At 64.4% G+C, this 23,600-nt stretch carries 26 protein-coding genes; 12 read left to right on the forward strand and 14 right to left on the reverse strand.

Features of this window, described 5'->3' with window-relative positions:
- Positions 1-6: 6 nt before the first annotated feature.
- Positions 7-825 carry a hypothetical protein gene (locus QE394_RS05290; RefSeq protein ID WP_349033943.1) on the reverse strand — a complete coding sequence of 273 codons (819 nt, stop codon included), beginning with the start codon at positions 823-825 and terminating at the stop codon, positions 7-9.
- A 39-nt stretch (positions 826-864) separates the two neighbouring features.
- Here QE394_RS05290 and QE394_RS05295 point away from each other — a divergent pair, with 39 nt between their 5' ends.
- The 8 genes from QE394_RS05295 (at position 865) to QE394_RS05330 (ending at position 6,220) form a co-directional block, all read left to right on the forward strand.
- Positions 865-1,158, forward strand: a complete 294-nt coding sequence (locus tag QE394_RS05295; protein ID WP_349033944.1) for a hypothetical protein — start codon at positions 865-867, stop codon at positions 1,156-1,158.
- Positions 1,159-1,751: 593 nt separating this feature from the next.
- Positions 1,752-2,810, forward strand: a complete 1,059-nt coding sequence (locus tag QE394_RS05300) for a hypothetical protein (RefSeq protein ID WP_349033945.1) — start codon at positions 1,752-1,754, stop codon at positions 2,808-2,810.
- A gap of 121 nt (positions 2,811-2,931) precedes the next feature.
- The gene (locus QE394_RS05305) at positions 2,932-3,636 is read left to right on the forward strand and encodes an SOS response-associated peptidase (protein ID WP_349033946.1); all 705 of its coding nucleotides are present in this window, start codon (positions 2,932-2,934) and stop codon (positions 3,634-3,636) included.
- Positions 3,633-4,025 carry a hypothetical protein gene (locus QE394_RS05310; protein ID WP_349033947.1) on the forward strand — a complete coding sequence of 131 codons (393 nt, stop codon included), beginning with the start codon at positions 3,633-3,635 and terminating at the stop codon, positions 4,023-4,025. The genes QE394_RS05305 and QE394_RS05310 overlap by 4 nt, the downstream gene beginning before the upstream one ends.
- Positions 4,022-4,633, forward strand: a complete 612-nt coding sequence (locus QE394_RS05315) for a suppressor of fused domain protein (RefSeq protein WP_349033948.1) — start codon at positions 4,022-4,024, stop codon at positions 4,631-4,633. Before QE394_RS05310 ends, QE394_RS05315 begins: the two co-directional genes overlap by 4 nt.
- A 201-nt stretch (positions 4,634-4,834) precedes the next feature.
- On the forward strand, positions 4,835-5,152 hold the full coding sequence (locus QE394_RS05320; RefSeq protein WP_349033949.1) for a hypothetical protein: 318 nt from the start codon (positions 4,835-4,837) through the stop codon (positions 5,150-5,152).
- Positions 5,153-5,545: 393 nt separating this feature from the next.
- On the forward strand, positions 5,546-5,845 hold the full coding sequence (locus tag QE394_RS05325) for a type II toxin-antitoxin system prevent-host-death family antitoxin (protein WP_349033950.1): 300 nt from the start codon (positions 5,546-5,548) through the stop codon (positions 5,843-5,845).
- A 9-nt stretch (positions 5,846-5,854) separates the two neighbouring features.
- A complete protein-coding gene (locus QE394_RS05330; protein ID WP_349033951.1) occupies positions 5,855-6,220 on the forward strand; it encodes a type II toxin-antitoxin system RelE/ParE family toxin in 366 nt (121 codons plus the stop codon).
- A 396-nt stretch (positions 6,221-6,616) separates the two neighbouring features.
- Here QE394_RS05330 and QE394_RS05335 read toward each other — a convergent pair whose 3' ends face one another.
- Complete coding sequence (locus QE394_RS05335) at positions 6,617-7,888, reverse strand: site-specific integrase (RefSeq protein WP_349033952.1); 1,272 nt, start codon at positions 7,886-7,888, stop codon at positions 6,617-6,619.
- 754 nt (positions 7,889-8,642) lie between these two features.
- Here QE394_RS05335 and QE394_RS05340 point away from each other — a divergent pair.
- A complete protein-coding gene (locus tag QE394_RS05340) occupies positions 8,643-9,080 on the forward strand; it encodes a peptidase inhibitor family I36 protein (protein WP_235501388.1) in 438 nt (145 codons plus the stop codon).
- Between the two features lie 170 nt (positions 9,081-9,250).
- On the opposite strand, the gene QE394_RS05345 is transcribed toward QE394_RS05340, so the two are convergent.
- Entirely contained in the window at positions 9,251-9,826 is a 576-nt protein-coding gene (locus QE394_RS05345; RefSeq protein WP_349033953.1) for a hypothetical protein, read from the reverse strand.
- Positions 9,823-10,179, reverse strand: a complete 357-nt coding sequence (locus tag QE394_RS05350) for a hypothetical protein (protein WP_349033954.1) — start codon at positions 10,177-10,179, stop codon at positions 9,823-9,825. Before QE394_RS05350 ends, QE394_RS05345 begins: the two co-directional genes overlap by 4 nt.
- Positions 10,180-10,836: 657 nt before the next feature.
- Here QE394_RS05350 and QE394_RS05355 point away from each other — a divergent pair.
- Complete coding sequence (locus QE394_RS05355; protein WP_349033955.1) at positions 10,837-11,043, forward strand: hypothetical protein; 207 nt, start codon at positions 10,837-10,839, stop codon at positions 11,041-11,043.
- Between the two features lie 117 nt (positions 11,044-11,160).
- Here the strand turns inward: QE394_RS05355 and QE394_RS05360 are convergent, their stop codons facing one another.
- The gene (locus QE394_RS05360) at positions 11,161-12,402 is read right to left on the reverse strand and encodes an FAD-dependent oxidoreductase (RefSeq protein WP_349033956.1); all 1,242 of its coding nucleotides are present in this window, start codon (positions 12,400-12,402) and stop codon (positions 11,161-11,163) included.
- 125 nt (positions 12,403-12,527) lie between these two features.
- On the opposite strand from QE394_RS05360, the gene QE394_RS05365 reads away from it, so the two are divergent.
- Positions 12,528-13,538 (forward strand): hypothetical protein, encoded by a 1,011-nt coding sequence (locus QE394_RS05365; RefSeq protein WP_261620694.1) that lies wholly within the window; start codon positions 12,528-12,530, stop codon positions 13,536-13,538.
- A gap of 82 nt (positions 13,539-13,620) precedes the next feature.
- Here QE394_RS05365 and QE394_RS05370 read toward each other — a convergent pair whose 3' ends face one another.
- Positions 13,621-13,986: a hypothetical protein gene (locus QE394_RS05370; protein ID WP_056076569.1), complete on the reverse strand. Its 366-nt coding sequence runs from the start codon at positions 13,984-13,986 to the stop codon at positions 13,621-13,623.
- A 136-nt stretch (positions 13,987-14,122) separates the two neighbouring features.
- Between QE394_RS05370 and QE394_RS05375 the strand changes: the two genes are divergently transcribed.
- Positions 14,123-14,305, forward strand: a complete 183-nt coding sequence (locus tag QE394_RS05375) for a hypothetical protein (protein ID WP_056076570.1) — start codon at positions 14,123-14,125, stop codon at positions 14,303-14,305.
- Positions 14,306-14,454: 149 nt separating this feature from the next.
- Here QE394_RS05375 and QE394_RS05380 read toward each other — a convergent pair whose 3' ends face one another.
- The 8 genes from QE394_RS05380 to QE394_RS05415 all read right to left on the reverse strand — a co-directional run bounded on the left by QE394_RS05380 (position 14,455) and on the right by QE394_RS05415 (position 23,553).
- Positions 14,455-15,300: an aldo/keto reductase gene (locus tag QE394_RS05380; RefSeq protein ID WP_349033957.1), complete on the reverse strand. Its 846-nt coding sequence runs from the start codon at positions 15,298-15,300 to the stop codon at positions 14,455-14,457.
- A 105-nt stretch (positions 15,301-15,405) separates the two neighbouring features.
- A complete protein-coding gene (locus QE394_RS05385; RefSeq protein WP_349033958.1) occupies positions 15,406-15,855 on the reverse strand; it encodes a hypothetical protein in 450 nt (149 codons plus the stop codon).
- Positions 15,856-15,862: 7 nt separating this feature from the next.
- A complete protein-coding gene (locus QE394_RS05390) occupies positions 15,863-16,510 on the reverse strand; it encodes a bacterial proteasome activator family protein (protein WP_349033959.1) in 648 nt (215 codons plus the stop codon).
- 78 nt (positions 16,511-16,588) lie between these two features.
- Positions 16,589-16,792: a YbdD/YjiX family protein gene (locus QE394_RS05395; RefSeq protein ID WP_015936052.1), complete on the reverse strand. Its 204-nt coding sequence runs from the start codon at positions 16,790-16,792 to the stop codon at positions 16,589-16,591.
- Positions 16,792-19,089, reverse strand: coding sequence for a carbon starvation CstA family protein (locus tag QE394_RS05400; protein ID WP_349033960.1), 2,298 nt, complete (start codon positions 19,087-19,089; stop codon positions 16,792-16,794). The genes QE394_RS05395 and QE394_RS05400 overlap by 1 nt, the downstream gene beginning before the upstream one ends.
- Positions 19,090-19,334: 245 nt before the next feature.
- Positions 19,335-22,211: a hypothetical protein gene (locus QE394_RS05405; RefSeq protein WP_349033961.1), complete on the reverse strand. Its 2,877-nt coding sequence runs from the start codon at positions 22,209-22,211 to the stop codon at positions 19,335-19,337.
- Positions 22,211-22,948 carry an ABC transporter ATP-binding protein gene (locus QE394_RS05410; protein ID WP_349033962.1) on the reverse strand — a complete coding sequence of 246 codons (738 nt, stop codon included), beginning with the start codon at positions 22,946-22,948 and terminating at the stop codon, positions 22,211-22,213. The genes QE394_RS05405 and QE394_RS05410 overlap by 1 nt, the downstream gene beginning before the upstream one ends.
- On the reverse strand, positions 22,945-23,553 hold the full coding sequence (locus tag QE394_RS05415) for a PadR family transcriptional regulator (RefSeq protein WP_056076583.1): 609 nt from the start codon (positions 23,551-23,553) through the stop codon (positions 22,945-22,947). Before QE394_RS05415 ends, QE394_RS05410 begins: the two co-directional genes overlap by 4 nt.
- Positions 23,554-23,600: the final 47 nt, after the last annotated feature.

The following is a 23,600-nucleotide window of genomic DNA, read 5'->3' on the forward strand; positions in this document are numbered from 1 at the left end:
GAGGGACTAGCCTTCGAGAGCTACCTGACCGTGCTGCTCCTGATACGCAAGCATCGATAGGTTCTCTAGTACCTTGGCAGGTTCGTTTAACAGTCCTGGGCTACGTTCAATCAACTGCAACTCAACGACGGTTAGCTTCCGAACTGATGCGTTCGACTTACCGCTGGCATCCATGTACTTGACGATCAGCCATTCATCCATCTGGAGCGCGATGTTACCGATGTCCTTCACCGACTCGATCAAGGCTTGTGCCGTCTGAGCATTGATAGCGCTGATCTCTGCACGCTGCTTGTTCACAGTGGCATCTTTAGCCCACTGCTCCATATATCCCGCAGCTTCACCGAGCTTCTGCTTGCCTACCTGCTGCGCCTTCTGGCCGTCCTCACCGTCCAGCCATGCCTTGATACGCAGACGGACGGAACCTTTCTCGACGTTCTCAATCTTCGACTTGCCATAGCCGGCACTTGCCAGGACATCAGTGATTGCCTTGATGACCTTGACGCTCGTGACAGCATCATCGGTGTCCAGGTAGACGCGAACCGTTACAGGCGGGGCAGGCCTAGGAGCTTTACCCTTGAGTGCCTTGTGGATAAGGCTTCTTGCCACGCCAGGGGGTACGTTGACAATTTCGTACGCACCACTGGTGGGATTCTTCTTGTTCTCGGACTTAGAGACGAACCTACCCGTGCTAGCGCTGGCAGCTTTGCCCTTAGCAGAACCGCCTGCCGCAGCACCCTTCTTGACGAAAGACTTGCCGCCAGCATTAAAACCGCTCTTCAAGTCAGTCACTCGGTTCTTGGACGGGTCCCCCGGCAGCTTTGGCATGACTAGATCCTAGCAACTGGGTCGTTCGAAGATGTTCTAATGGATGTCGTAATCAAGGGTGGCAGTCCACAAGATGTCGAGCGCATGATGGCTCGCATGGCGGCTGACGAACGCCGACCGTTTGATGATCCCGCTCCAATCCGGGAGTTCCCGAAGTATGGCCGGCCCCTGGTAAAAGTGGCGGGTATCTACGGCAAGGCTGTCGGTTGGACCAGCATGTACGGCCTGATCGAGTGGCTGGACCCTTCCGGCAACTACCACATCGGCTGGGCGCACTCATGGAGCATCAAGCGAGTGACCAAAGAAGAGTGGCAGGGACCGAGCGGGCTCTGAGCTTATTCCTGTCCGAACCTCACCAGAGCACGTTCCCACCCATACTGTCGAAAATCTCACTGGCCAAACTGTCGGAGCTGAAGACGCTCCCGCACATCCCGCTTTTGGCCGACCCAATGATGATGCCGATGATGGTCAGGATCGGCCCGAGAACGACGAGCCAGATCCAGGCCTTTGATTAAGCCGCGCCGGCTGGGTTGGTGATGCTATGTTCCCCCCTAGGAAAGTGATTGATGCAACGGGCATCATATGCTTTCGCGGGTGGTTCTCCGGCATCGCCCACACCGAACCTGATAATGGCCTCGTACCGGGCCTGGCCCAGAGAAGCGCTGCGTCCTGACCACGTTGAGGTAACCCGTCTCAACTGCGAGACGTATGCGGACAGCGGCTTGCGAAACAAAAAGAGGACTTTGGTGCCCGGGACGTAGCGCCCTGTCACCGTCGGCGCCGTTCTAGCGGCATTCCCCCGCGACAACGAATACCCCGAAATCCGCAGCATACCGCCCGTACAGGACTGTGACGGGGCCTTGCAAGTCACAGGCCCCGTCATCCCGTACGATTCGTGAGTATTGCATCGAACAAGTGGGGACTAATTGAACAAGCTTTTCCCTGCCGCGGCTGCGGCAGCCATCCTCGCGTTGACCGGATGCGGCGGAGGGTCCACCACTGCCGCAGCCACACCGGCGGCCGAGACCACCAAGGCAGCATTCACGACCGACCAAAGCTGCGACCAGCTCTTCGACAAAGGCGACGAGGGCCGGCTGTTCGCAGCGGTGAACTTCCTGGGTAACGTACCGGACACCGTCAAGCCCAGTGACCAGACCAAAGCGAAGATCCTCGCAGTCGACCTGGAGTACGTAGCCGGCACCGCCAACGACCAGATCAAGCCTCACGTCGAAACCATGGCCAAGACGCTGACCTACTTCTCAGCCGCTACGGGCGAGAAGGTCACCGTTGACGTCAACCCTTTCAAGGCAGCCGGCACGAAGGTCCTGGAACTGTGCCCCAAACAGGAAACGGCGTACAACGACGGCAAGGAAGTCAAGGCTGCGGTGAAGAAGGCCGAAGCCGACATCGCCGCCAGGAATGCCGAGGAGGCAGCTGCTGCGAAGGCAGCGGAGGAGGCCGCCAAAGCCCCCAAGGAGTACTCGGGCGCCGGCGACGACGTGGTGACCATTACCAAGCACGGGACGGGCGCCCAGGTCGCGGTCATCACGCACGCCGGCTGGAGCAACTTCGCCGTGCACACCCTGGACAAGACGATGGACTCCACTGACCTGCTCGTGAACACGATCGGCAACTACACCGGCACCGTCCTGTTCGATGCCCGCAGCCGCGACGGTGAGACGACAGCCCTGAAGATCACCGCCGACGGTCCCTGGACGGTCAAGTTCATTCCCCTGACCAGCGTCAGGTCCTTCGACGGGTCGAAGCCGATGACCGGCCTCGGGGATGATGTCTTTGCCTACACGGGCACAGCCAAGGCCGCTACGTTCACCCACGACGGCTCACGCAATATCGCCGTCCACTCCTACGGCACCCGGTCGGACCTGCTCGTCAACGAGATCGGCCCCTACACCGGAACCGTGGTCTGGACACCGGGCTTCTATACGGTCACCGCGGACGGGAACTGGTCAGCGACGCTGAAGTAAGGTCCCAGACAGAAGCCGCCGGCCCGGATGCACCCGAAAGGTGAGGGCCGCCGCGGCTGCCATCTACAGATGCCGGGTCACTAAGCGCGCCGGTTTCATACAGGAGGGGCAGAATGGGCCCATGTGCGGCAGATACGTGATGTCCAAAGCCACCGGTGACCTGCTGAGCCACTTTGAGGCCAAGGAGGTGGAAGGCACCCCTCCGCCGCCGAGCTGGAACGTAGCACCCACTCAGGCGGTGCCCATCGTGGCGGAGCGGCTGGATGAGGGGAGCATCGAACGGCACCTGCTGATCGCCCGTTGGGGGCTGGTCCCGTCCTGGGCGAAAGACATCAAGATCGGGTCTCGGATGATCAACGCCCGCAGCGAATCCATCCTCGAGAAGCCTTCGTTCCGGACGGCCGCAGTGAAGCGGAGGGCCATTGTTCCGGCCGACGGCTACTTCGAGTGGCAGAAGACCGAGGACGGCAAGAAGATCCCCAACTACCTGTACTCCGAGAAGGAGCCCCTGCTGGGCTTCGCCGGACTGTACGAATGGTGGGCTGACACGTCTTTGCCTGAGGATGATCCGGAGCGGTGGCTGCTCAGCTGCACCGTGCTCACTACGACCACGCAGGACGCGCTGGGGCACGTGCACGAGCGCTCCCCGGTCATCATTCCCCGGGACCGGTTCGCCGAATGGCTGGACCCCGACCTCACCGACAAGGCTGACATCCAGCACCTGCTCGATTCCCTGCCGGAGCCCACCCTGATCCCTCGGATCGTCAGCACCCGGGTGAACAGCGTCCGGAACAACGGGCCCGAACTGATCGAGCCGGCCGAGTGAGCGGGTTCAGAGCCACAGTCGCCTTCCCGAACGCGCTGATGTGGCTGATGTCGGAGGCCGACAAGGAGCTCGTCATCCCCGACATCGACGGCGTCGCCAACTTCTGGACCAGCCAGAACGCCTGGGGCGTGGCCGTCCAGCACGACGTTGACGGGCCCGTGACGGTGACTATCGGGCCGAACCCGCCGGAGAATCCCTCCCTGATGCAACTCCATGAGGGCATCCTGCACACCGGCCGGCGGCTCATCGACGTCCAGACGGTCTACCTCGACAGCATCGCCATCTTCCGGACCAGGACCGAAGACGCCGCCATCAGCATCTGGGGAGACGACCCGGGCCAGCCGGAGCACGTCCACATCCAGTGCCAGGACATCGAGGAGATGCTGTGATAGACGAACTGCGCCAGCACTACACCACGGCCATCGGCGCCGAACCGGTCCTTCATGAGATGAACACCCGGGACGGCAAACGCATGGGCGTCTTCGAATGGCCTACCGGCACCACCAGGCTCGGCGTCCACCTTTACGCCTCCGCCGGTGTCGGCCATTTCGGACCAGAGGGCCCCGGTCACGCCGTCGAGCTGTTCACGGGAGTGCAGCCGGGCGGCCAGGACGTCCTTGAAGCGTTCTCCACGATGGCCCTGAACGTCCGCGAGTCCGGCACCATGCCCCAGCACGGCGTCTTCGTCGCCGGCGACTGGAAAATCATCAAAGACCGGAAATTCACCGGCTGGGTCCTCACCGAGCGTCCCGATGACTTCATGCCCAGACTGGACCTGCCCGGCGGCCATGTGGTCTTCCTGGACGCGCTGCCGGTATTCCCCGAAGAAGCCGACTACCGGCACGGCAACCGGACCGATGACCTCTTCGAAATCTGGGAGGCCAAGGAAGTCGAATCCTGGAACCTGGCCCGTGAACTGCCAACAAGGATCCAGCCGCGTCCAAAGGGCATCGGCAGCTGGGTAGGACGGGTAGCGGATCTTGTCAGGAAGCCCTGAGGGCGGCGTGCTCGTCCACAACAGGCCTCGGTAGAGATCGACCCGTAGGGGCTTTTTATTATCAGCACACGGCAGCAGACCGCGTAACCCACCAGACGAGCTGACCTCAAGTCAGTTCGCCATGAAAGCTGCGCGGTGGCTTGCTGCCCGGAGCAGGCCCAGCACTGCAGGACTTCGTTAATGACGAGATATGCTCTCGCCATGAGCAAAAACTCGCTCCAAACGCCCGCTCACCTGCGGAAAAGGAACGCGATGGCCATTGTCGCAGTACTCGGGGTGCTCTGCGCTCTCGTCTACGCTGCGGCGGTCATTGGCATCCTGCGGGCAGAAGAGGGAGCGGGAGATCTGAAGAACATCTTCACCTGGGTCTCTATAGCCAGTGGTGTTGCTGGCCTCGCCCTGGTTCTTCCTCGACGCACCTTTATGGACTACGTCTCGACCGCAAGCACGGCTGAACGACTCGGCTTATTCGTCGCCGTCCTCGGTTTGGCTGCTGGCTTGGCAGCTCTGTTGAACTAGGGGGTGAAGCAGGGCCACGGATTCGACGCGATACCTAACTGTCCAGGAAGTATCTGAGATGTTCGGCGTGTGCGCTCAGACGGTGCGCAATCGGGTAAACGCCGGCAAGTGGCCAGCTTGGCGGGACGGCCGACAGATCCGCTTCGGGCCCGAGGACATCGAAGCCATAAAGGCGTGGGGAAGGCCTAAGCCGCCTCCGCAGCGCCGGACAGCGTTGGAGACGCGCCGCCGCAACAAGGCACTTCTAGAAAGCATGCCCTCATGGTGACCGCTTCTACTGCTCCGCTGGTAACGCTCTGAGCAAACATGTAGAACCCTGCGCAAAGTTATGCGTATAGTTCTACGTACAGGAATATTGCTCAGTTGACCTGTAAGAAAAAGGAACCGCCACAAATGCGCACAGATACCAAGAACTTAGTAAGTGTGTCCGACTTCAGTCGGCACCCATCCCGCTACATCAACTCCGCCGCCAAGGGCACTTCTCACGTCATCCTCAAAGACAATCGCCCTACAGCAGCAGTTATCGACATGGAATCCGCCGAACGACTTGCCCACCTTGATGAACTCGAAGACGACCTGAAACTAATGGCCGCCTCTCTGGTTCGACTCGTTACTGACGATGGCACCCGCCACAGCCTGGACGACGTCGCAGCAGAATTCGGGATCGACCTGGATGAGCTCAGAAAGGACTAGTACGAACCCATGGCCAAAGTACATCTCACCGACGATGCCAAAGAGGACCTGAGGGACCTCGACGGCGCCGCAAAGAAGCTTGTCTTCAAGGCACTTATCAAACTGGAAGACCAGCCTGAGATGCGTGGCCAGCCACTGGGAAGCAAGAAGACAGGCAACCTGACCGGCCTTCGGAAGCTGGTCGTGGGTGACCGTGACTACCGAATCGTCTTCAGGGTTGAGCCCAATGGGGATGTATGCGTTGTTTGGGTCATCGGCAAGCGAGCCGATGACGAGGTATACGAAATTGCTATGGCACGCCTGAAGATGCAGTCGGATCTTCCAATGAAGGAAGAGATTGTCAGCGTTATGTCGATGGCGTTCAAGACTCCATAGCGAAACAGGCGAATGCGGCTCCCATCCCCAGGAGGGGATGGGAGCTTTTGCTGTCTATGGTCGTGTGATCACCGTGTGAGCACGTAGCACTGACTGCTAGAGAGTAGATGCGGTGGTGAGTGGGACCTTCCCGCCTACTATGACAAGGAATTGAGGGCTAGGAGAGGACGGCGATGCCAGCCGATTACTTGGGTGAAATCACTGTAAATCAGCTCCTGCGGGACATTTAGCGCAATGTCTCGCAGGAGCGGCAAGGCCAGCACCCAGTCGGCTGACTGAACTTCTGCAACGTCACTCGTAGACGCAGCAACACGACTACCCACTCGGGATCGCGCACCGCGTTTCCATGAAGGGGCGTGCGTGAAGTTACCAGGACGCAGCCACAGCTTTTGCCGTCTAATCCTCCATAAGCCAGTTCATGTCTATGCCCGAGGAGTAATCCGGTACCAGGTCTGGCCGCTGGATGTAGTGCTTTCGCGTTGTCTCGGGGGACGAATGCCCAAGCTGTTTTTGCGCGGCCTCATCGCTAAACGCCTCCGCAACTCCGCTTCCAACTGTGGATCGAAAGGTGTGCGGCGTGATCTTTTCGCTAAGCCCAGCAATTTTCATCGCCTTTTTTAGGTCGGTGCGCAAGTTGCTCAGCCTTGTGAAGGTGCCATTCCTAGTCGGAAAAACGGCGTTCGTCCGCGTTTCAGTCTTATTTGCGTAGCGCCTGCGGAACATCTCAAGCAGGACAGGATTCGTAAGCTGTAGCGTCCGGTAACTCTTGGAGCTTTTCGGGTAGACCTGCCGGTAGAAACCCTCCTTTTCGACGAGCGTGCCGCTGACGGTAACCAGGACCATGGCATCCTTGATTTTGATGTCATTCCAGCGGATTCCCAGTCCTTCTCCTACCCGCATGCCGGTACCTTGCAGAAGCAGGACAACGTCTGAGAGCCTGCTCGTCGGCCGCGGCCCGCCTACTCCGGATTCCGGCTGACGAACTCGAACCGCATCCTGAACGGCAGCGAGCGTGGCCGTGGGCAGCTTTACCGGCACCTTATGCCTACTGGGCACCTTAGACACAAAACGAACCGGGTTATCAAGTCGATGTCCTTGTCGCACGGCGTAGTCCATGACCTGGCTGAGAACCTGCTTGGCCATGTCGGCCGTTCGGTACCCCTCCAATGTCTTTTTGTCGTACATTTTGTGAATAACTTCTTCGAAATGCGGGGTCCGCAACTCGGTTAGGGCAAGGTGCCCAAGTTTGGGCAACACGTGGTTGCGCAGGTTGTCTGCATACGAAATCCAAGTCTGCATGCGGATCTGCGTCGTGGGAGGAGTACCCGATTGCAGCGTTTCGTCGATTTGCACTGGCGCCGGTTTTCTTCTTTCAAGCCAGCTCTCTGCCACTTCTGCAAGGGTCAACGCCGGTGCCTTTTTTGCCTGTTCAGCTTCCTTCTTCAGCCGTTCGGCCTCCGCCTTCAACTGCTGGGACCGTTTTTCCGCCTCAGCGACCGCATTATGCATGGCCTGCTTTGCGGCACCGTGGGTACGCCCCGAGCGCTTGACCGAGTGTCGGATTCCTGACTCATCGTTGTAGTAGCTTCTAGCGATCCATCGCCCGTCCTCACCCTGCTTTGGGTCGTTGCTGAACAACTGCCACGCTGGGGTCTTTGCGCGAGCCATTACGCAACCTTCTTCGTCTGGTGCGCCACCCAGTTATCTACGTCGTCCCTGCGGTACAGGACGCGGCCGCGGCCAATCCTGGTATATTCGGGGCCGACATCCTGGCTTGCCCAATTTGCAAGCGTTGCAGGGCTGAGGCGCATGTACTCAGCCGCTTCTCTACGAGTCAGCCAGATGGTCTTGTCAGTGTCTTCATTTTGGTAGGTCACGCTGCTCTCTATGCACGGTAGGCCACGGCGGGTGCTCCCCGCGGGGTACGCGGCCCCTGGGCATACTTTCGGGCACACTTTTGAAAGTGATGAACGGGGGCGTCCGTGAATGCTTCCCCTAGAAAAAACAGTTAGATGACGCGGTTCAAGGCATGAACGGGAACAACCAGGAGCGCGCGGGATACCTTCACTCGTAATGAAAAGGTCATCAGTTCGATTCTGATAGGAAGCTCGGGATAAACCCCCTATTGCCCCTCGTTACAGGGCTTTGGGGGGTTTTTCGCTGGTTAAGCATGAACGGGAAACCCTGGCCGAGTACGGTGCAGAATCCTCCTGCTGTCCCTTTCCCTGCCCGTGAGCAGAAACGGGATCGACAGCCCGGAGGTCCACGGCTTCTTTGACTGACTCCTGCCGGTGCGCCACCCAGCGTTAGGGCAGGTATCCCCATGGCTGCGCAGCCCGGGAAGAGTACAGAATAGAGCAGGCGTCTGTCCTGGACGCCCGACCACCGTGAAAAATGACTGGGGAACTTCATGAAACTCGCGATGCACAAAACAGCTACAGCCGGAGCCGTCTTCGCTTTGAGCGCCAGCGCAGTACTGGCGGGCGCACCCGCTGCCAACGCGTCAGGAACAGGAACCGCGTGCCCGACATCACGGGTGTGCTTCTACTTCAACTCCGACTTCCAGGGCGCACGCGCCGACTACGCCAACAGCGACGCCACCATGGGCAACGAACTGTTCACAGACGGCCCGGCTGGCCGGAACGGATGGGGCGTCCAGGTCAACAACAACGCAGCATCCCTGATTAACAACACCTACGCGTACATCACGATCTACGACAACCCCGGCTGCGAAGGCTACGCCTGGTACATCCAACCGGGCGAACGCCTCAACCTGGGCGCGATGAAAAACAGGGTCAGCTCAATCCACGTGGCTTATAACGGCGGGGCATGCCTCGACCGGGACCAGTCCTGGGCCTAGCCCTCCACACTGCCCGCCGGGTATCTCCCCGACCGCCTGGCGCCATATCGAAAAAATGGCACGGCGGTCGGCCTGTTCACAAGTAGGTAGCCATAGCAACGAGTGAATGGCCGGCACCCCACTATTGTGGGTGCCGGCCTTTGACTGACTGAGTGAAACCCTACGGGCATCTAGTGGCGAATGGCCACCATCTTGGTCCCGCAGACCAGCTGCAGCCCGCCAGCGGTTTCCAGCCGACAGCCCCGGTCTTTAACCCGCGGCCACCCGGAGATTTCCGGGGCGTCGCGAACGCGCTTGTAGTGGAACCCGTCGTGCTGCCCATAGATGGCGACGCTGTCACCGTCGAAACCGTCTTGGGTTACGAGGACTGACTGCCCGTCGACTGCGGTGATTTTCACGGTGTCCCCGACCCCGAAAGCGCCCAGGGCCGCGAAGACAAACACCACGCCGAGGTACGGCACCGCGGCCGCGGCGGCTACCCCGGTGCTCCACCCGACGATCCGCCGCGGCACCTTCCGGGGAATTCGGCGTATCAGCGCTGGGAGCAGGAGCATCAGCGCCGCAGGCCCTGACAGGAAGGCCACAATCAAAAACCAGGAGGCAATGGAATCTGCAGGGATGCCCACGTAGAGGAGCAGGCCCTCTCGTGTGGCGGCCCGGTACGCTTCGCTGAGGACGTGGTGTACCCAGGTGCAGACGGCCGCTGCGGTCAGGAGAACGCTCCCCCATATTTCACGGAGCTTCATGGGACATTAGCCGGATCGGGACGCTGGCATGCCGTCTTTGCCCGGGCAACCTCTATCGTCTGTGTCACCGCAACGCGAATAACCTCCAGCAGCGCGAGAGCCAGCAGCACCATTGTGGTCTCCAGTGCGAGTAAGAACTCAACGAGTCCCCCAAGGGAATTGTTCTTCCATTCCGGTGGGACGGATTTGTCCACCTGGAAGCCAATGAGGAAGAACACCACGGCCGTCGCCGAGAGTCCTCCGAAAAGAAGGCGACCGCTGTAACGATAGGCACGGTGTCCCGTGGCGCCAAGGATCACGTGGACCAGCCAGAGGATACCGGCCACGAGCGGCATAGCGATGAAGGCGCTCACTTGGCGGCCAATTTGTTGCTGCGGAAAGTTCCGGCGATATACGGTTTGCGGCCGTATCCGATGGAGCCGTAGCGGAAAAGATGGACGGCGTCCCCCGAGGTCATGATCTCAGCCTATCTGTGGCAGGTGGGTCTGCTACAGACAGGCTTGCATATAGGGCCCGGCCCTACCGGGTCAGATGTCTCTTCAATGGCCTACCCCCCGGCATGGTCCTCCGGCCGGGTCGGAGCCCCGAGGGGTCAGCACACGTAGCGGGGTTCGCCAGAACACGTACCGGTTACTCAGGCGCCGCGGCTGCTGAGGCCATAGCGTAGTGCCCGGAGCCGGCGGCGATGGTGCTTGATGGAGACCAGCACCTCCCCCAGCCGTCGCCGGCCCGCACCAACTTTCGTAACCGTCTGCACCCAACGTGCCTCGCAGCAGCGTTGCGGAAAGATGCAGTTTCCGCCCGGGTTTCGTTCAGGTCGCGCACCTAGCGTGATGCGTGGAGCCGGCGGCGATGGCACTGTCCGCGAGTGCGGTGCTTCCTCCAGCCGCCGCCGGCTCCCACCCCCTTTCCCTGGTCCAAGATCAGCCGGTCCATTTGTGTGGCCGTGTGGTTGAATGTCGCTGTGCCACGGCGCCAGCCGATGCCGGCCCGACGAAGGGAGAACTGCATTGTCTGGAATCAACTCGAAGTTCGATAAGGAATACATCGACAAGGGCATCGAGGAACTGGCCAAGGCGCCGGTCGAGGCGCTGAAAGGCCTTTCAGAGGCCGACGCCCAGAAGCTCAAGGAAGCCTTGAACATCAAGACCGTCAAGGACCCGGGCACCAACAAGTTTTTCCTGTGGGCGCACGCCGTCTCGAAACTCGCGGAATAGCCTCTCAAAGCTCAGGGCTACGGGGCCCCGGCAGCTGCCGGGGCCCATTGTTTTCGCTGACAAGCGGGGTCCCGCGCCTCCATGCAGCCTCGCAACCAGGCGCGCGGCCCGCCGGAACTAGTCCGGCCGGCCCACCACAACCTGGGACGGACTGTGCGTCACGTACCCCACCGCCCAGGAGAAGAGTGCGCGGACTTTCTGTTGGACGCCGGGCAGCAGGGCAAGGTGGACGCCCAGCCAGGAGAGGAACGCCAGCGGACCCTGCAGCTGGATGCGCTGGGGGCCCAGCTCTGCCACCGCCGCGCCCCGGCCCACCATGGCCATGTACCCCTTATCGAGGTAGCGGAAGGGCTGCCGCGTACCGCCGGTGAGGTCAGCGTGAATGTTTCTTGCGGCCCATTTCCCTGATTGCTGGGCCACGGACCCCAGTTGCGGGAGCCTGGCCCCCGCGGCGTCGGTGATGTTGGCAGAGTCTCCAAGGACGTAGACGCCCTCCACTCCCGGAGCGGTCAGGTCCGGACGGACGTCGATACGCCCGCCCTTCCCCTGCGTGAGCCCCGACTCGGCGATGATCTTGCCTGCCTGCAGGCCGCCGGCCCAGACGACGACGGGGGCAGGCAGCACAGTACCGTCCGCCAGCGTCACGCCGTTGGGGCGGACCTCCGTGACGCTCTGGCCCATGTGCAGCTGGACGCCCAGCTTCACCAGCCGGTCCCGGGTGTAGGCCTGCGATTTCGCCGAGAAAGCCATGAGTACGCTGGGCACCATGTCCACAAGGTGGACATGGCAGCGGGCGGCAAGCTCGGAGGAGAAGTACTTCGGCACGATGTATTTGACGTTCTCGGCCAGGGCGCCGGCCGTCTCCACCCCGGTGGGGCCGCCTCCGACAACTACGACGTCGACGCTCCCGCCGGCTCCCCGGTCCGCCTCGTCGAGGACTTCCGTCAGGGCTGCGCTGAGCCGCGTGGCGTCGGCAACGGAGTAGAGCGGGTAGGCGTGTTTGTCGGCGCCAGGGGTATTAAAGAAGTTCGGGACAGCGCCCGTGGCGAGGACGAGGATCTGCGCCTGGAACCGCCCGCCGTCGGCAGTGGTGACGGTGCGGGCCGCAGCGTCCACCGCTGTGACTTCTGCCGTGAGGACCCGGACCCCCTTGATGTTTCGGAAGACCGCACGGAGCGGGCGGGCCACTGCGGAGACGCCGATTTGCGAGGATGCCACCTGGTACAGGAGGGGCTGGAACTGGTGATAGTTGTTGGTATCAATCAGCAGCACCCGGGTGCCCTTGCGGCCGAGTTCCTGGGCGGCGGCCTTCCCCGCGAAACCGCCGCCAACCACGATGACCTGATATGTATCGTCCATTCGAGCAACATACCGTGCACGGGGCCGGAGCAACAGGGCTCACTGGCCCCGCCAGCTGCCCGGTCCCGGCAGCGCCCGCCCGGCACTCCATGCCCGTCCCAGCCCTCCCGCCTATGATGGCGGACATGGATGAAGAGGCCCTGGCCGGGATCGCGAACGGGCTGTACGCCTGTCCCCTGGACGACTTCGTGGCGGCCCGTACTGCCGCGGCCAAGGCGGCTGCCGGCCAGGATAAGGGCCTGGGGGCGGCAGTCCGTGGACTTGCCAAACCGTCGGTGGGCGCCTGGGCTGTAAACATGCTCGTCCTGCACCGGCCGGATGTCCTCGACGAACTCGCGGATCTGGGCTCACGCATGCGTGCGGCGCAGGCGTCCCTTGATGCCCCCGCCCTTCGCGACCTGGGGCGTGAGCGGCGCACCTTGCTGGCGTCCGCCGTCGACGCCGCCCGCGCGGTTGTCCGCGGTCAAGGCCGGCAACTCAGCGACACGATTGCCGGGGATGTCGAGGAGACACTGCGTGCCCTGACCGCCGATGAAGGGGCCGAGGCCGCCGTCCGCAGCGGCAGGCTCGTGAAGACCCTGTCCGCCGACGGGGTCAGCGCCGCAGACCTGGACGGTGTGGTGGCCGTACCCGGCGCCCTTCCCGCAACACCGGCCGTTGCTCCCCCGGTCCTTGCATCGGTGCCCACGCCCGGGAAGCCGGATTCCAAAAAGCCACAGCCAGGGAAGAAGCAGCGTACGACGCCGGAGGCCGGGTCCCAGCCCCGGCCCACCAGGCCGCGCCTTGAGGCCGTCCGGCAGACGCCACGGCCGGCGTCGCCGCCTCTGTTGGAAAGGGCCCGGGCGGCACTCGCCGCGGCCGAAGAAGAAGCATCGGAAGCTGCCGGGCATGCCGTGGACCTTCAGGCGGAGGCGGAGCAGACGGCCGGGGACATTGCCGCGCTGCAGGAGGAAACCGCAGACCTGCGGGCCCGCCTGAAAACGGCAGAGGCTGAGCTGGACTACTCGAAGAAGCGTCTCGCTGCCATCTCCGCGGAGGCCAAACAGGCAACGCGGGCGTCGGATAAGGCGGCCAGGGCAGCCGTCCTGGCCCAGGAACGGGTCCTTCGGCTGGACCGCCGCGAGGCAGGGACCTGACGACGGGTCTCCCCCCTCCCGGCTGGCACCCAGCCAGTTCCATAAGTACCTACGAACAAGCAGTCCCGTAGGGCCTGTCCCCTCAGGCGGCTACAGCGGCGAGGGACCGGCGGATACCCACGATCCTGATGGCTACGCCCACCAGGACCAGGCCAATGCCAAGCCCCATCAGCATCCAAATGGGTACGGCGGCGGAGTCGATGCTCCGGTAGCACTCGGCCGCCAGGCCCGTGGTAAGCAATTGAGCATCGGACAGTTCAGCTGCCCCGCTGTGCGGGATCATCGGGCTGCCGCACAGCGGCGCCACGGATTTGAGTCCCAGCACCACACTGAGAATCTGCAGGGCGAACCCGACGGCCACCGTTAACATCCAGCCGCGCCGCCGTGCCAGTTCACGATTAATGTGCCTGGTGGCGTTGTCCCGGTCCGGAGAATCTCTAACCTCCATGGTGAAAGCCTAGCTGGAGTTCCGGGGCCGGGCAGCGGGGGCGACAACGCACCGTGATGCATGCTGGGGTCACGTCACACGGCAACACGCGGGGATGATTCCGTGGAATGTCAGACCCCGGTTGCACACTGGATTTATGGAAAACACCGTTCAGGAATTTCACGTCACGTACTTCGACGCCGACTGCGGCCGTGCACGCTCGGAGTCCTTCGACACCATGGTGGAGGCGCAGCGTTTCGCCGACCGGCAGTGCTCCGGCGAGGACGGCTGGGCAGTGATCGATGCGGTCAGCGTCGAACCTGTCCGCATTGCCGCCTGACCCCACAGATTGAGGCCGGGCCGGCTATTCAACAGGCCCGTGCAAAAGAAGAACCCGCACCGCCTGGGCCAGCCAGGTGGTGCGGGTTCGACGTCCCGGTTGAGCGGGACCGCCGGCTAAGGCGGGGCACTCACTGCGGACAGGTTGACTTACGCGAAGTCGGAGACTGCCGGGTCGGGGCCGATCCTGCCTTCGCCGCTGGCGGTCCGGTCGAGGGCGTTGATGGCCTCGACGTCCCCGGCGTCCAGCGTGACGTCGAGTGCCGCGTAGTTCTCCCGGATCCGGGATTCGGTGACCGACTTCGGGATCACCACGTTGCCGATGGCAAGGTGCCAGGCGATGACAACCTGTGCCGGCGTGGCCTGGTGCTTGGCGGCGATGGCGGCGACGGCTGGGTCTTCCAGGAGCTCGCCGCCCTGGCCCAGCGGTGACCAGGCCTGGGTGAGGATGCCCTTGGAAGCACCGAATTCGCGCAGCTCACGCTGGCTGAAGTACGGGTGGAGCTCGATCTGGTGGATGGCCGGGACCACACCGGTTTCGTCGATGAGCCGCTGCAGCCCGTCGACGGTGAAGTTGGAGACGCCGATGGACTTGACCCGGCCGCGCTTCTGGAGCTCGATCAGCGCCTTCCAGGTATCGACGTACTTGTCCTGGTTGGGCTGCATCCAGTGGATCAGGTACAGGTCGAGGGTTTCCAGGCCGAGGCGGTCCATGGATTCCTCGAAGGCAGCCAGCGTCGACTCATAGCCCTGATCGGCATTCCACAGCTTGGTGGTGATGAAGATCTGCTCGGGGGTGAGGCCTGAGCTGGCGATGGCGCGCCCCACGCCCGCTTCGTTGCCATAGATCTTGGCTGTATCGATGTGGCGGAAGCCAGCTTCGAATGCCTGCCGCACCACCTTCTCAGCCACGCCGTCTTCGACCTGCCACACGCCATAGCCGAGCTGGGGGATCGTGTTTCCGTCGTTGAAAGTGAGTGTAGGTGAAAGAGTCATGACTTCATCCTGCCAAACGACGGGCGTTGAGAAGACCAAACCCGCGGTCTGTCAGCCAGGCGCGTAACGCGGAAAGTCACCCGAAGCAGCGGGAATAAATTGCGGCTAGGAGGTTTCCCCCGCAAGGTGCCGCTCGGCGTCGGCAACCTGCTCGAAGACGGCTTCCGCGCGCCGGCGCACGGAAGCCGCGCCCACCGGAACGGGCCCGACGGCGAGCCGCAGCATGGCGGCAGCTTCGGCGGTGGTGGCCAGCGAATTCCCGGCCTTGGACAGGGCGCGGTGCACGCCGGACAGGGCGACGGGAATGTCCAGGCCGTCACTGGGTGAGAGGCGCTGGGCTTCGACGCAGACAGCCCGGACACGGTCCATCAGGGCGGCGAGTTCGTTGGCGATCTCTACCAGCTCGCCGTACAACTGGTCGTCCTCCACACCCTCGAGCACCTGGTGGAAGCGGTCCAGTCCCCGGTGGAAGCGGTCGTGCGCGCGGCGCCACAACCCCTTGCCAAGTTCCGCATCGTCCTTGCGCCCCTGCCTGGCGGCGCTGAAAAAACCCAACCGGAGCCTACAGGTACTGTCCGGGACCGTGGTCCGGATCATCGCGCTTGCCGGCATTGGCCGGCACCCCCGGCCGGGCCGCCCCCGCGGGGGCGCGCTCCGGTTCACCGTTTTCCCCGATCACCACACCCGGGGCGATGACTGTCCCCGGGGGCAGCTGGCGGAGCTGCATCTGGGCGGCCGCGTGCTCCCGGGCAGCATGCTGGGCCGCAATGGCGGTCTGGATGCCGTGGAACAATCCTTCGAGCCAGCCCACGAGCTGTGCGTGCGCGATCCGGAGCTCGGCGTCGGAAGGGGTGCCTTCATCTGAGAACGGGAGGCTGATGCGGTGCAGTTCCGCCACGAGCTCGGGCGACAGGCCGTCCTCCAGCTCCTGGATGGAGCGGGCGTGGATTTCAGCCAGGCGTTCCCGGGCGGCCTGGTCCAGCGGGGCGGACTTCACTTCCTCCAGGAGCTGCCGGATCATGGTGCCGATCCGCATCACCTTTGCCGGTTCGTCTACCAGGTCCTGCACGCTGCTGCCCTTGGGCTTGCGGCCGTCGCGAGCGCCGGCCGGGGACTCGGCCTGAGCAGGGGCGGCGGGCTCGCTGTCGTCAAGGGTGGTGCCTTCGACGGGGACGTCCTCAGCTGACGTGGTGTCTTTCGGATCGCTCATGCGTTCATACTCTCATGAGCGATCCGAAGGCACTTCACTCCGTGAACCCGCCTGACGCGGCGTCCGCTGACGGCTAAATCAGCAGCATCGCCCCTGCGGGTTGGCGTCCTGCCGGTCCGTCCTGTCGCGCCAGAACTCCCGCTCCGTGAGCGGCGGGCCGCTGTGGCCCGAAGCCCGGTGGTGTTCCAGGTACTTGGCGTACGCATCCGCGCCCAACACCCCGCTGAGGTACCGTGCGAAACCACGGAACCCGCTGGAGAGTACTGCCAGTCCTGCGCTCATCAGTGGTGGCCTGCCCGTTCGAACCGCAGGTTGGCCGGGACCTTCTCCCATTCGGCCATCAGTTCGCGCTCGGCAGCTGTGGGGATGAGGCCCGCAGGTGCAAATACGCGGGACGGCAAGGCCGGGTCCTCGTTATCCTTCTCCGTGCTCGTCCCCCGGTTCCGGAAGGCCTTCACGGTGGCGAGGACCGCCGTCGCGATCACAATGATGCTCAGCACCACGAAAATCACGGACAGCCAGCCCTGGATGGCGGTGTTGCGGACCACGGCTTCCATGGCGGCAACGGTCTTGGCGGTGCCGAACTCCGTCTTGCCGTCCGCCAGGGCTTTGCTGAATGCGGCGTTGTTGGCGAAGTACCCCACCGCGGGCGTGGGCGAGAAGATCTTCTGGTAGCTGGCCGTGATGGTGACCACCGCCGCGAAGGCCAGCGGCAGGGCGACAATCCACAGGTACTTGAAGGTGCCGCGCTTGGCCACGATGGCCAGGCAGACGGAGAGGGCGATGGCGGCCAGCAGCTGGTTGGCGATGCCGAACAGCGGGAACAGGGTGTTGATGCCGCCCAGCGGATCGGTGACGCCCATCAGCAGGACCGCACCCCACGCACCCACCATGATGGCCGTGCAGAGCCAGGCACCGGGGCGCCAGGAGGCTTCCTTGAACTTGGGGACGAAGTTGCCGATCGAGTCCTGCAGCATGAAGCGGGCCACTCGGGTGCCGGCGTCCACGGCGGTAAGGATGAACAGGGCTTCAAACATGATGGCGAAGTGGTACCAGAAGGACATCATGGACGTACCGCCGATGAACTGCTGCATGATGTGGGCCAGGCCGACGGCCAGGGTGGGGGCGCCGCCGGTGCGGGAAACGACGCTCTGTTCGCCCACATTCCGTGCCGTCTCAGCGAGCAGCTCGGGGGTGATGTTGACGCCGGCCAGGCCCAGGCTGTTGACCCAGGTGGCGGCCGTTTCGACGCTTCCGCCGGTGAGCGCGGCAGGAGCGTTCATGGCGAAGTAGAGGCCGCGGTCGATCGAGATGGCCGCCACCAGCGCCATGATGGCGACGAAGGATTCCATGAGCATGCCGCCGTAACCGATGAACCGGGTCTGCCGTTCCTTCTCAATCAGCTTGGGAGTGGTGCCGGACGAAATCAGGGCATGGAATCCGGACAGCGCACCGCAGGCGATGGTCACGAACAGGAACGGGAACAGCGCGCCCGGGAACACGGGGCCGTTCTCCCGGCTGGCGAACTCGCTGAAGGCCGGGACGTTGATCTCCGGCCGGACCACGATGATGGCCAGTGCGAGCATGACGATCACGCCGATCTTCATGAACGTGGACAGGTAGTCACGGGGTGCCAGCAGCAGCCAGACAGGAAGGATGGCGGCGATGAAGCCGTAGACGATGAGGCCCCAGGCGATGGTCACCTTGTCCAGGGTGAAGATATCTGCACCCCACGGGGTTTCCGCGACGATGCCGCCGCCGATGATCGCCGCCATGAGCAGCACGAACCCGATGATCGATACTTCCATGACCTTGCCCGGCCGAAGGTAGCGCAGGTAGACGCCCATGAAGAGCGCGATGGGGATGGTCATGCCGACGGAGAAGACGCCCCACGGGCTTTCGCCCAGGGCATTGACGACGACGAGCGCCAGGATGGCGACAATGATCACCATGATCAGCAGGGTGGCAACCAGGGCGGCGGTGCCGCCGATGACGCCGAGTTCCTCGCGGGCCATCTGGCCCAGTGAACGCCCGCCGCGGCGCATGGAGAAGAACATGACCAGGTAGTCCTGCACGGCACCGGCCAGGACCACGCCGACGATGATCCAGATGGTGCCGGGGAGGTAGCCCATCTGGGCCGCGATGACCGGGCCGACGAGGGGGCCGGCGCCGGCGATGGCCGCGAAGTGGTGGCCGAACAGGACGTTCCGGTCCGTCCGGACGTAGTCCTTGCCGTCGGCCTTGTATTCGGCGGGGGTTGCCCGCCGGTCATCGGGCTTGGTGATGAACCGTTCAATGACCTTGGAGTAGAACCGGTAACCGATCAGGTAGGTGCACACCGAGGCGAAGACGAACCAGATGGCGTTGACGGTTTCGCCCCGGACGATGGCGAGCATGAACCATGCCACGCCGCCCAGCAGGGAGATCGCTGCCCAGAGCGCGATCTTTCCCGGGGTCCATTTGCTGTCTTCGGATTCGCGGACGGCCTCGTCCACTGCTGTGGGTGGGAGCGCCGGGTCGGTATCCACCGCGCCCTCCCGCCCCGATGAACCGGACCTGTTCTCTGGCGCTGTGGCCATGTCTCCTCCTTGAGATTCGTGCGGATCTGCTCTGAGGCACCCTACCGAACCCGGGGGTGCGGGCGGCGACGGTTCTGCCGGGTGCCCGGGGTTATGCGGCAGACGGCAGGCAATCGGCGACGAACGACGGCGGACGGGCGGCCTGTGAATTCCACGTTAGGCTTCCTTGGCCCCGGCCAAAAGAGGCGCGCCATGGGAATCGGTCGCAGCCACGCCTTGCGGAGGGCACCCCCCCGGGAACCGGATCAGCCGCCGAGCGCCCTCCGGGTCATCGGCAGCACAGACCTGGTGAAGGCCCAGGCCAGGGCAGATCCGGTCAGCGGGACGGCCACCACCATGGCCGCAAGGGGAAGCCACGGTACCTCCAGCGAGGCCCGCATCTCCGTGGAAGCGACAATGAGGACGGCGGGAACCGTACCGGCCACCGCCCCCAGCACAGCGCCCAGGCCTGAGGTGAAGAGCGCCTGGGACGCCGCCAGGGCCTTCCTCAGCCGCGGGGCCGCCCCCACTCCTGCCAGCGTGGCGTGGTCCGTCCGGGCATCGGCAAGGGCAAGCCCGGTGGTGATTCCGGCTGCGCTGAACGTGATCAGCGCACTGATGGCCACGATCAGCCAGCCCATCCACGCCTGGTCTTTGGGGATTCCCGGTTCCGCCCAGAACCCCAGGCCCGACTGGCCGACGACGCCCGCCACCGCACCGGTCACCGCGTCAACTTCGGCCGCCGAAGGAGACCGGCTGAGCTGGATGGCCAGCCCGGCGGCTTCCGGGGCAAGGCCCAGGCGCCCGGCCGTGGCCGGCGAGACGATGCCGTAATACGGCACGGCCACCACCGGTTCGAGGATGACGGCCTCCAGGACGGTACTGGTGACAGCTTCATGGACGATGGACCCGTCCGACGGCGATGGCTGCTGGGTGCGCACGTCCAGGCCCTGCAGCTCGGTTTTTCCGTCGCGGACAAAGGCCGGGTTGGTCACCACCATGGCCCCGGCGTCCAGCGCGGCGATGGTGTCCGCCCCGGCGTCGCGCCCGAACATGGCGCGGATATCGTCGGCGCCGCCCACCAGGATGGACCGGTCCGATGCCTGCTCCGATGCCATGGAGCCGCGGCACCGCCAGTCGTCCGGATCCACGACGCGACGCTGGGGCGTCACCGGACACTCCTGGCCGCTTGGCCTGGCCAGAGCGTAGAGGAGGCAGTTGGACGTTTCTGTCGATACGGGCCCGGCGGGACCTGCGCCTTCCCCGAAGCCACAGTTTTCCACCGGCGCAGGGGTGGTGACTGCCCTGGTCCAGGAGACGCTGTCCAGGGCGCCTGAAACGGCAGCCGAAAGCCGCTGAGGGTCGACGGTCACGGCCGGCGCGGCAGTGCCGTCGGCCAGCGGTGGCCGCGCAAGGCTGAGCGGCAGGTACGCCTGGTTCTCCAGTGCGCTCCAGGAATGCGACAGGCGCTGCCCTGCCAGCTGGCTGGATGACAACACCAGGGCCGCGCTTGCCAGGGTGGCGGCGGCAAGTACGGCCGCCACCGCCGGGACGGTCCGGCTCCGGTTCCTGGCGGAGTCCCGGGCCGCCATGCGCAGCGCCAGCGGCATGGCCCGGGTGCGTGATGTCAGGGCGGCGGTCAGCCATCCGGTCAGGAGCACCAGGGCCACCACCGCCAGCACCGCTCCGCCGGCCAGCATCGCGGAAACTGCGGCGGCCTGCTGTGCCCGCTGGTCGGGATCCTTGGCCGAGCTGCCCAGGGCCCAGCCTGCGGCAAGCAGCCCGGTGGCCACCAGCAGTACGGCCGCCCCCACGATCGTGCTCCGCCGTCCGCCGGCTGCCGGCGCCCGTCCGGATTTGAGAGCACCCCGGAGTGCCTGCCGGGCAACGAGGTTGGCCGGCGCCAGGGCAGCAAGGATGCAGGCCGCCAGGCCCATCAGCATGGCTATGGAGGTGAGCAGCGGGTCCGGGTGGACGCCCGCCAGGCGGGCGGAACCGATGAAACGGACCCGCCAGACCACGCCGGCCGCAACTGCTATGCCAGCGGCGGCACCGGCCGTGACGGCCAGGCCGCCGAGCCACAGGCCGCTCGCGGTGACCACTGAACGGATGGTGGGTGCTTCGGCTCCGGACGCCGCAAGAAGGGCGAGTTCGCGCACCTGGTGCTTGGCCCCGACGGCGAACGCGGCTCCAGCCAGGAGTCCGACTTCCAGCAGGGCAAGGGCACCCACCACAGCGAATGTGGCGTAGGTGGCTACAGTCTGCGAGGGGACTCCGGCCGGCATGGCCCCTGGTACGGTCAGTTCGCCCGGCGGCGGCGGATCCAGCACCACGCTGCGTGAGAGCACTCCCACGCCCTTGCTGTTGGCCTCCCTGACCTGCTGCCAGGTCACCGGTTCCGGGCCTGTCACGTAGTAGGAAACAGCCTGCGCGGAAGCGGGCCCCGGGGCAAAGCCTGCGGGGACCTGCCCGGACTGCAGGTACAGCGTGCTGTTGTTATCCGAAGCGTCCGAGTCGCGGATGGTGCCCACCGGGACGAAGGTCCCCGCCGACGTCGTAAACTGCTCGCCAAGTTCCACGTCGAACCGCTCGAGCAGCCCGCGTGAGGCCAGAACCTCTTCACCGTTTGCCGGTGCCCGGCCATCCAGGAGGGCGAATTTTCCCTCGAAAGCCTCGTGGAGCGCGTCCACCTGCACGCCGTTCAGCGGGACCATCGCCTCCCCCACGGAGGTGGTCAGCTGCAGTTGCCGCAGCGGCAATACCCCGTAGCCGGACGGGAGCAGGTCCTTCGGGTCTGTGGGAACGAAATCACCATCCAGCTCTCCGGTGCTGGAGACCACGTAGGCGTCATTCATCGGATCCTGGATGGAGTCCCCATTGGGCGTCGGCAAAGCGACGAAGCGTGCCTGGGTGTTGCCCAGTTCGTACCGCACAATTTCCTGCGGTGTCCGCAGCGAGCTTTGGTACAGGGTGCCCGCCGCTGTCATCCCGGCCACCGGCAGCATGATCAGCAGGACGATCAGGAAGGACCGGCCCCTGTGCCGGGCAATATCCCGCCGGGCCATCCGTACCGCGATGCGGAAGCTGCTGCGGCGCGCTCCACGAGCCGCTGCCAGCTCCAGTGGCGGGCGCCGGTGGGACATCAGAGGCCGGCCTGCGTCAGGAGGAACGTGGGATCGTGCATGGCCGCCGCCTGGTCCACGATGCGCCCGTCGCGCAGGAAAACCACCCGGTCAGCCCAGGCTGCGTGCCGCGCCTCATGGGTGACGAGCATGACGGCGGAACCTGTGTCCGCCCTGGAGCGGAGGACCTCCATGACGCCATGCCCGGTGGTGGAGTCCAGGGCGCCGGTGGGTTCGTCCGCCAGGATCAGCCGCCGCTGGCCGACAATTGCCCGTGCAATGGCGACGCGCTGCTGCTGGCCGCCGGACATCTGGTCCATGAACCGGTCCGCGAGTTCCGGGATGCCCACCTGGCGGAGGGCGTCCAGCGCCTGCCGTCCCGCTTTCCTGGCAGCTGCCCCGTCCAGTTCCAGCGGAAGCGCCACGTTCTCGGCCGCGGTCAGTGTGGGAACCAGGTTGAAGTCCTGGAACACGTAGCCCACCGCACGCCGCCGCAACCTGGCAAGCGCGTTCAGGCCAAGTCCTGCGAGCGGCGTCGACTCCACGAAGACACCGCCCGACGTCGGCCGGTCCAGTCCGCCGGCCAGCGCCAGCAGGGAGGATTTTCCCGAGCCGGACGGGCCCATGACGGCCACGAACTCGCCCGCTGCGATGGTGAGGTCCACGTCCCTCAGCGCTGCGACCGCCGTCGCGCCTTCTCCAAAAGTCCTGCTCACCCTGGCCAGTTCAAGGACCTGCTGCGGCCCCCGGACGCTCACCGGCGGTTGTCCGCGTTGAGCGGGGCAGCGTCTTCCGTGACCCCGTTGGACGTTTTGCGGGCGGCACCCTGGCCGGCCGATTGTGCCTGCTGGACCATCCTGGCTTCGCAGAGATCCAGCCAGCGGACCTCGGCCTCGGTCTGGAAGATCAGGGAATCGAGAACCAGCAGCCAGGCGGTGTCTGCGGTGCGCTGGTTTGCGGCGGTGTCGCGTCGGGCCTTGGTGTAGTCCTGCAGTGCCCGGATGGACGCCACCCGCTGGGCCTGGATGATGGCCTGGACATCCACGCCGGGAAGGGTAACGGCGAGCGCCAGCTTGATGGCGAGTTCATTCCTGGGCGGGTTGTTCCGCTCCACCGGCGCTGCAAACCAGCCCTGCACTTCCGCGGCGCCCTCGGCGGTGATGCTGTACACCACGTGGCCGCCGCCGTCGTCGCCTTCCCTGGCCACGAGGCCGTCGCGCTCCAGCCGGTCCAGGGTGGTGTAGACCTGCCCGATGTTCAGGGGCCAGGTGGCTCCCGTGCGGTTTTCGAACTCGACCCGCAGCTGGTAGCCGTAGCGCGGCTGGTCCTGCAGCAGGGCGAGGAGGCTGTGGCGTATGGACATGGTGCTCCCCCGGGCTTAGTCACTAACCGGTATGCACAGGCCCCCAA

This window comes from Pseudarthrobacter sp. SORGH_AS 212 (assembly GCF_030818145.1).
Lineage (GTDB): Bacteria > Actinomycetota > Actinomycetes > Actinomycetales > Micrococcaceae > Arthrobacter.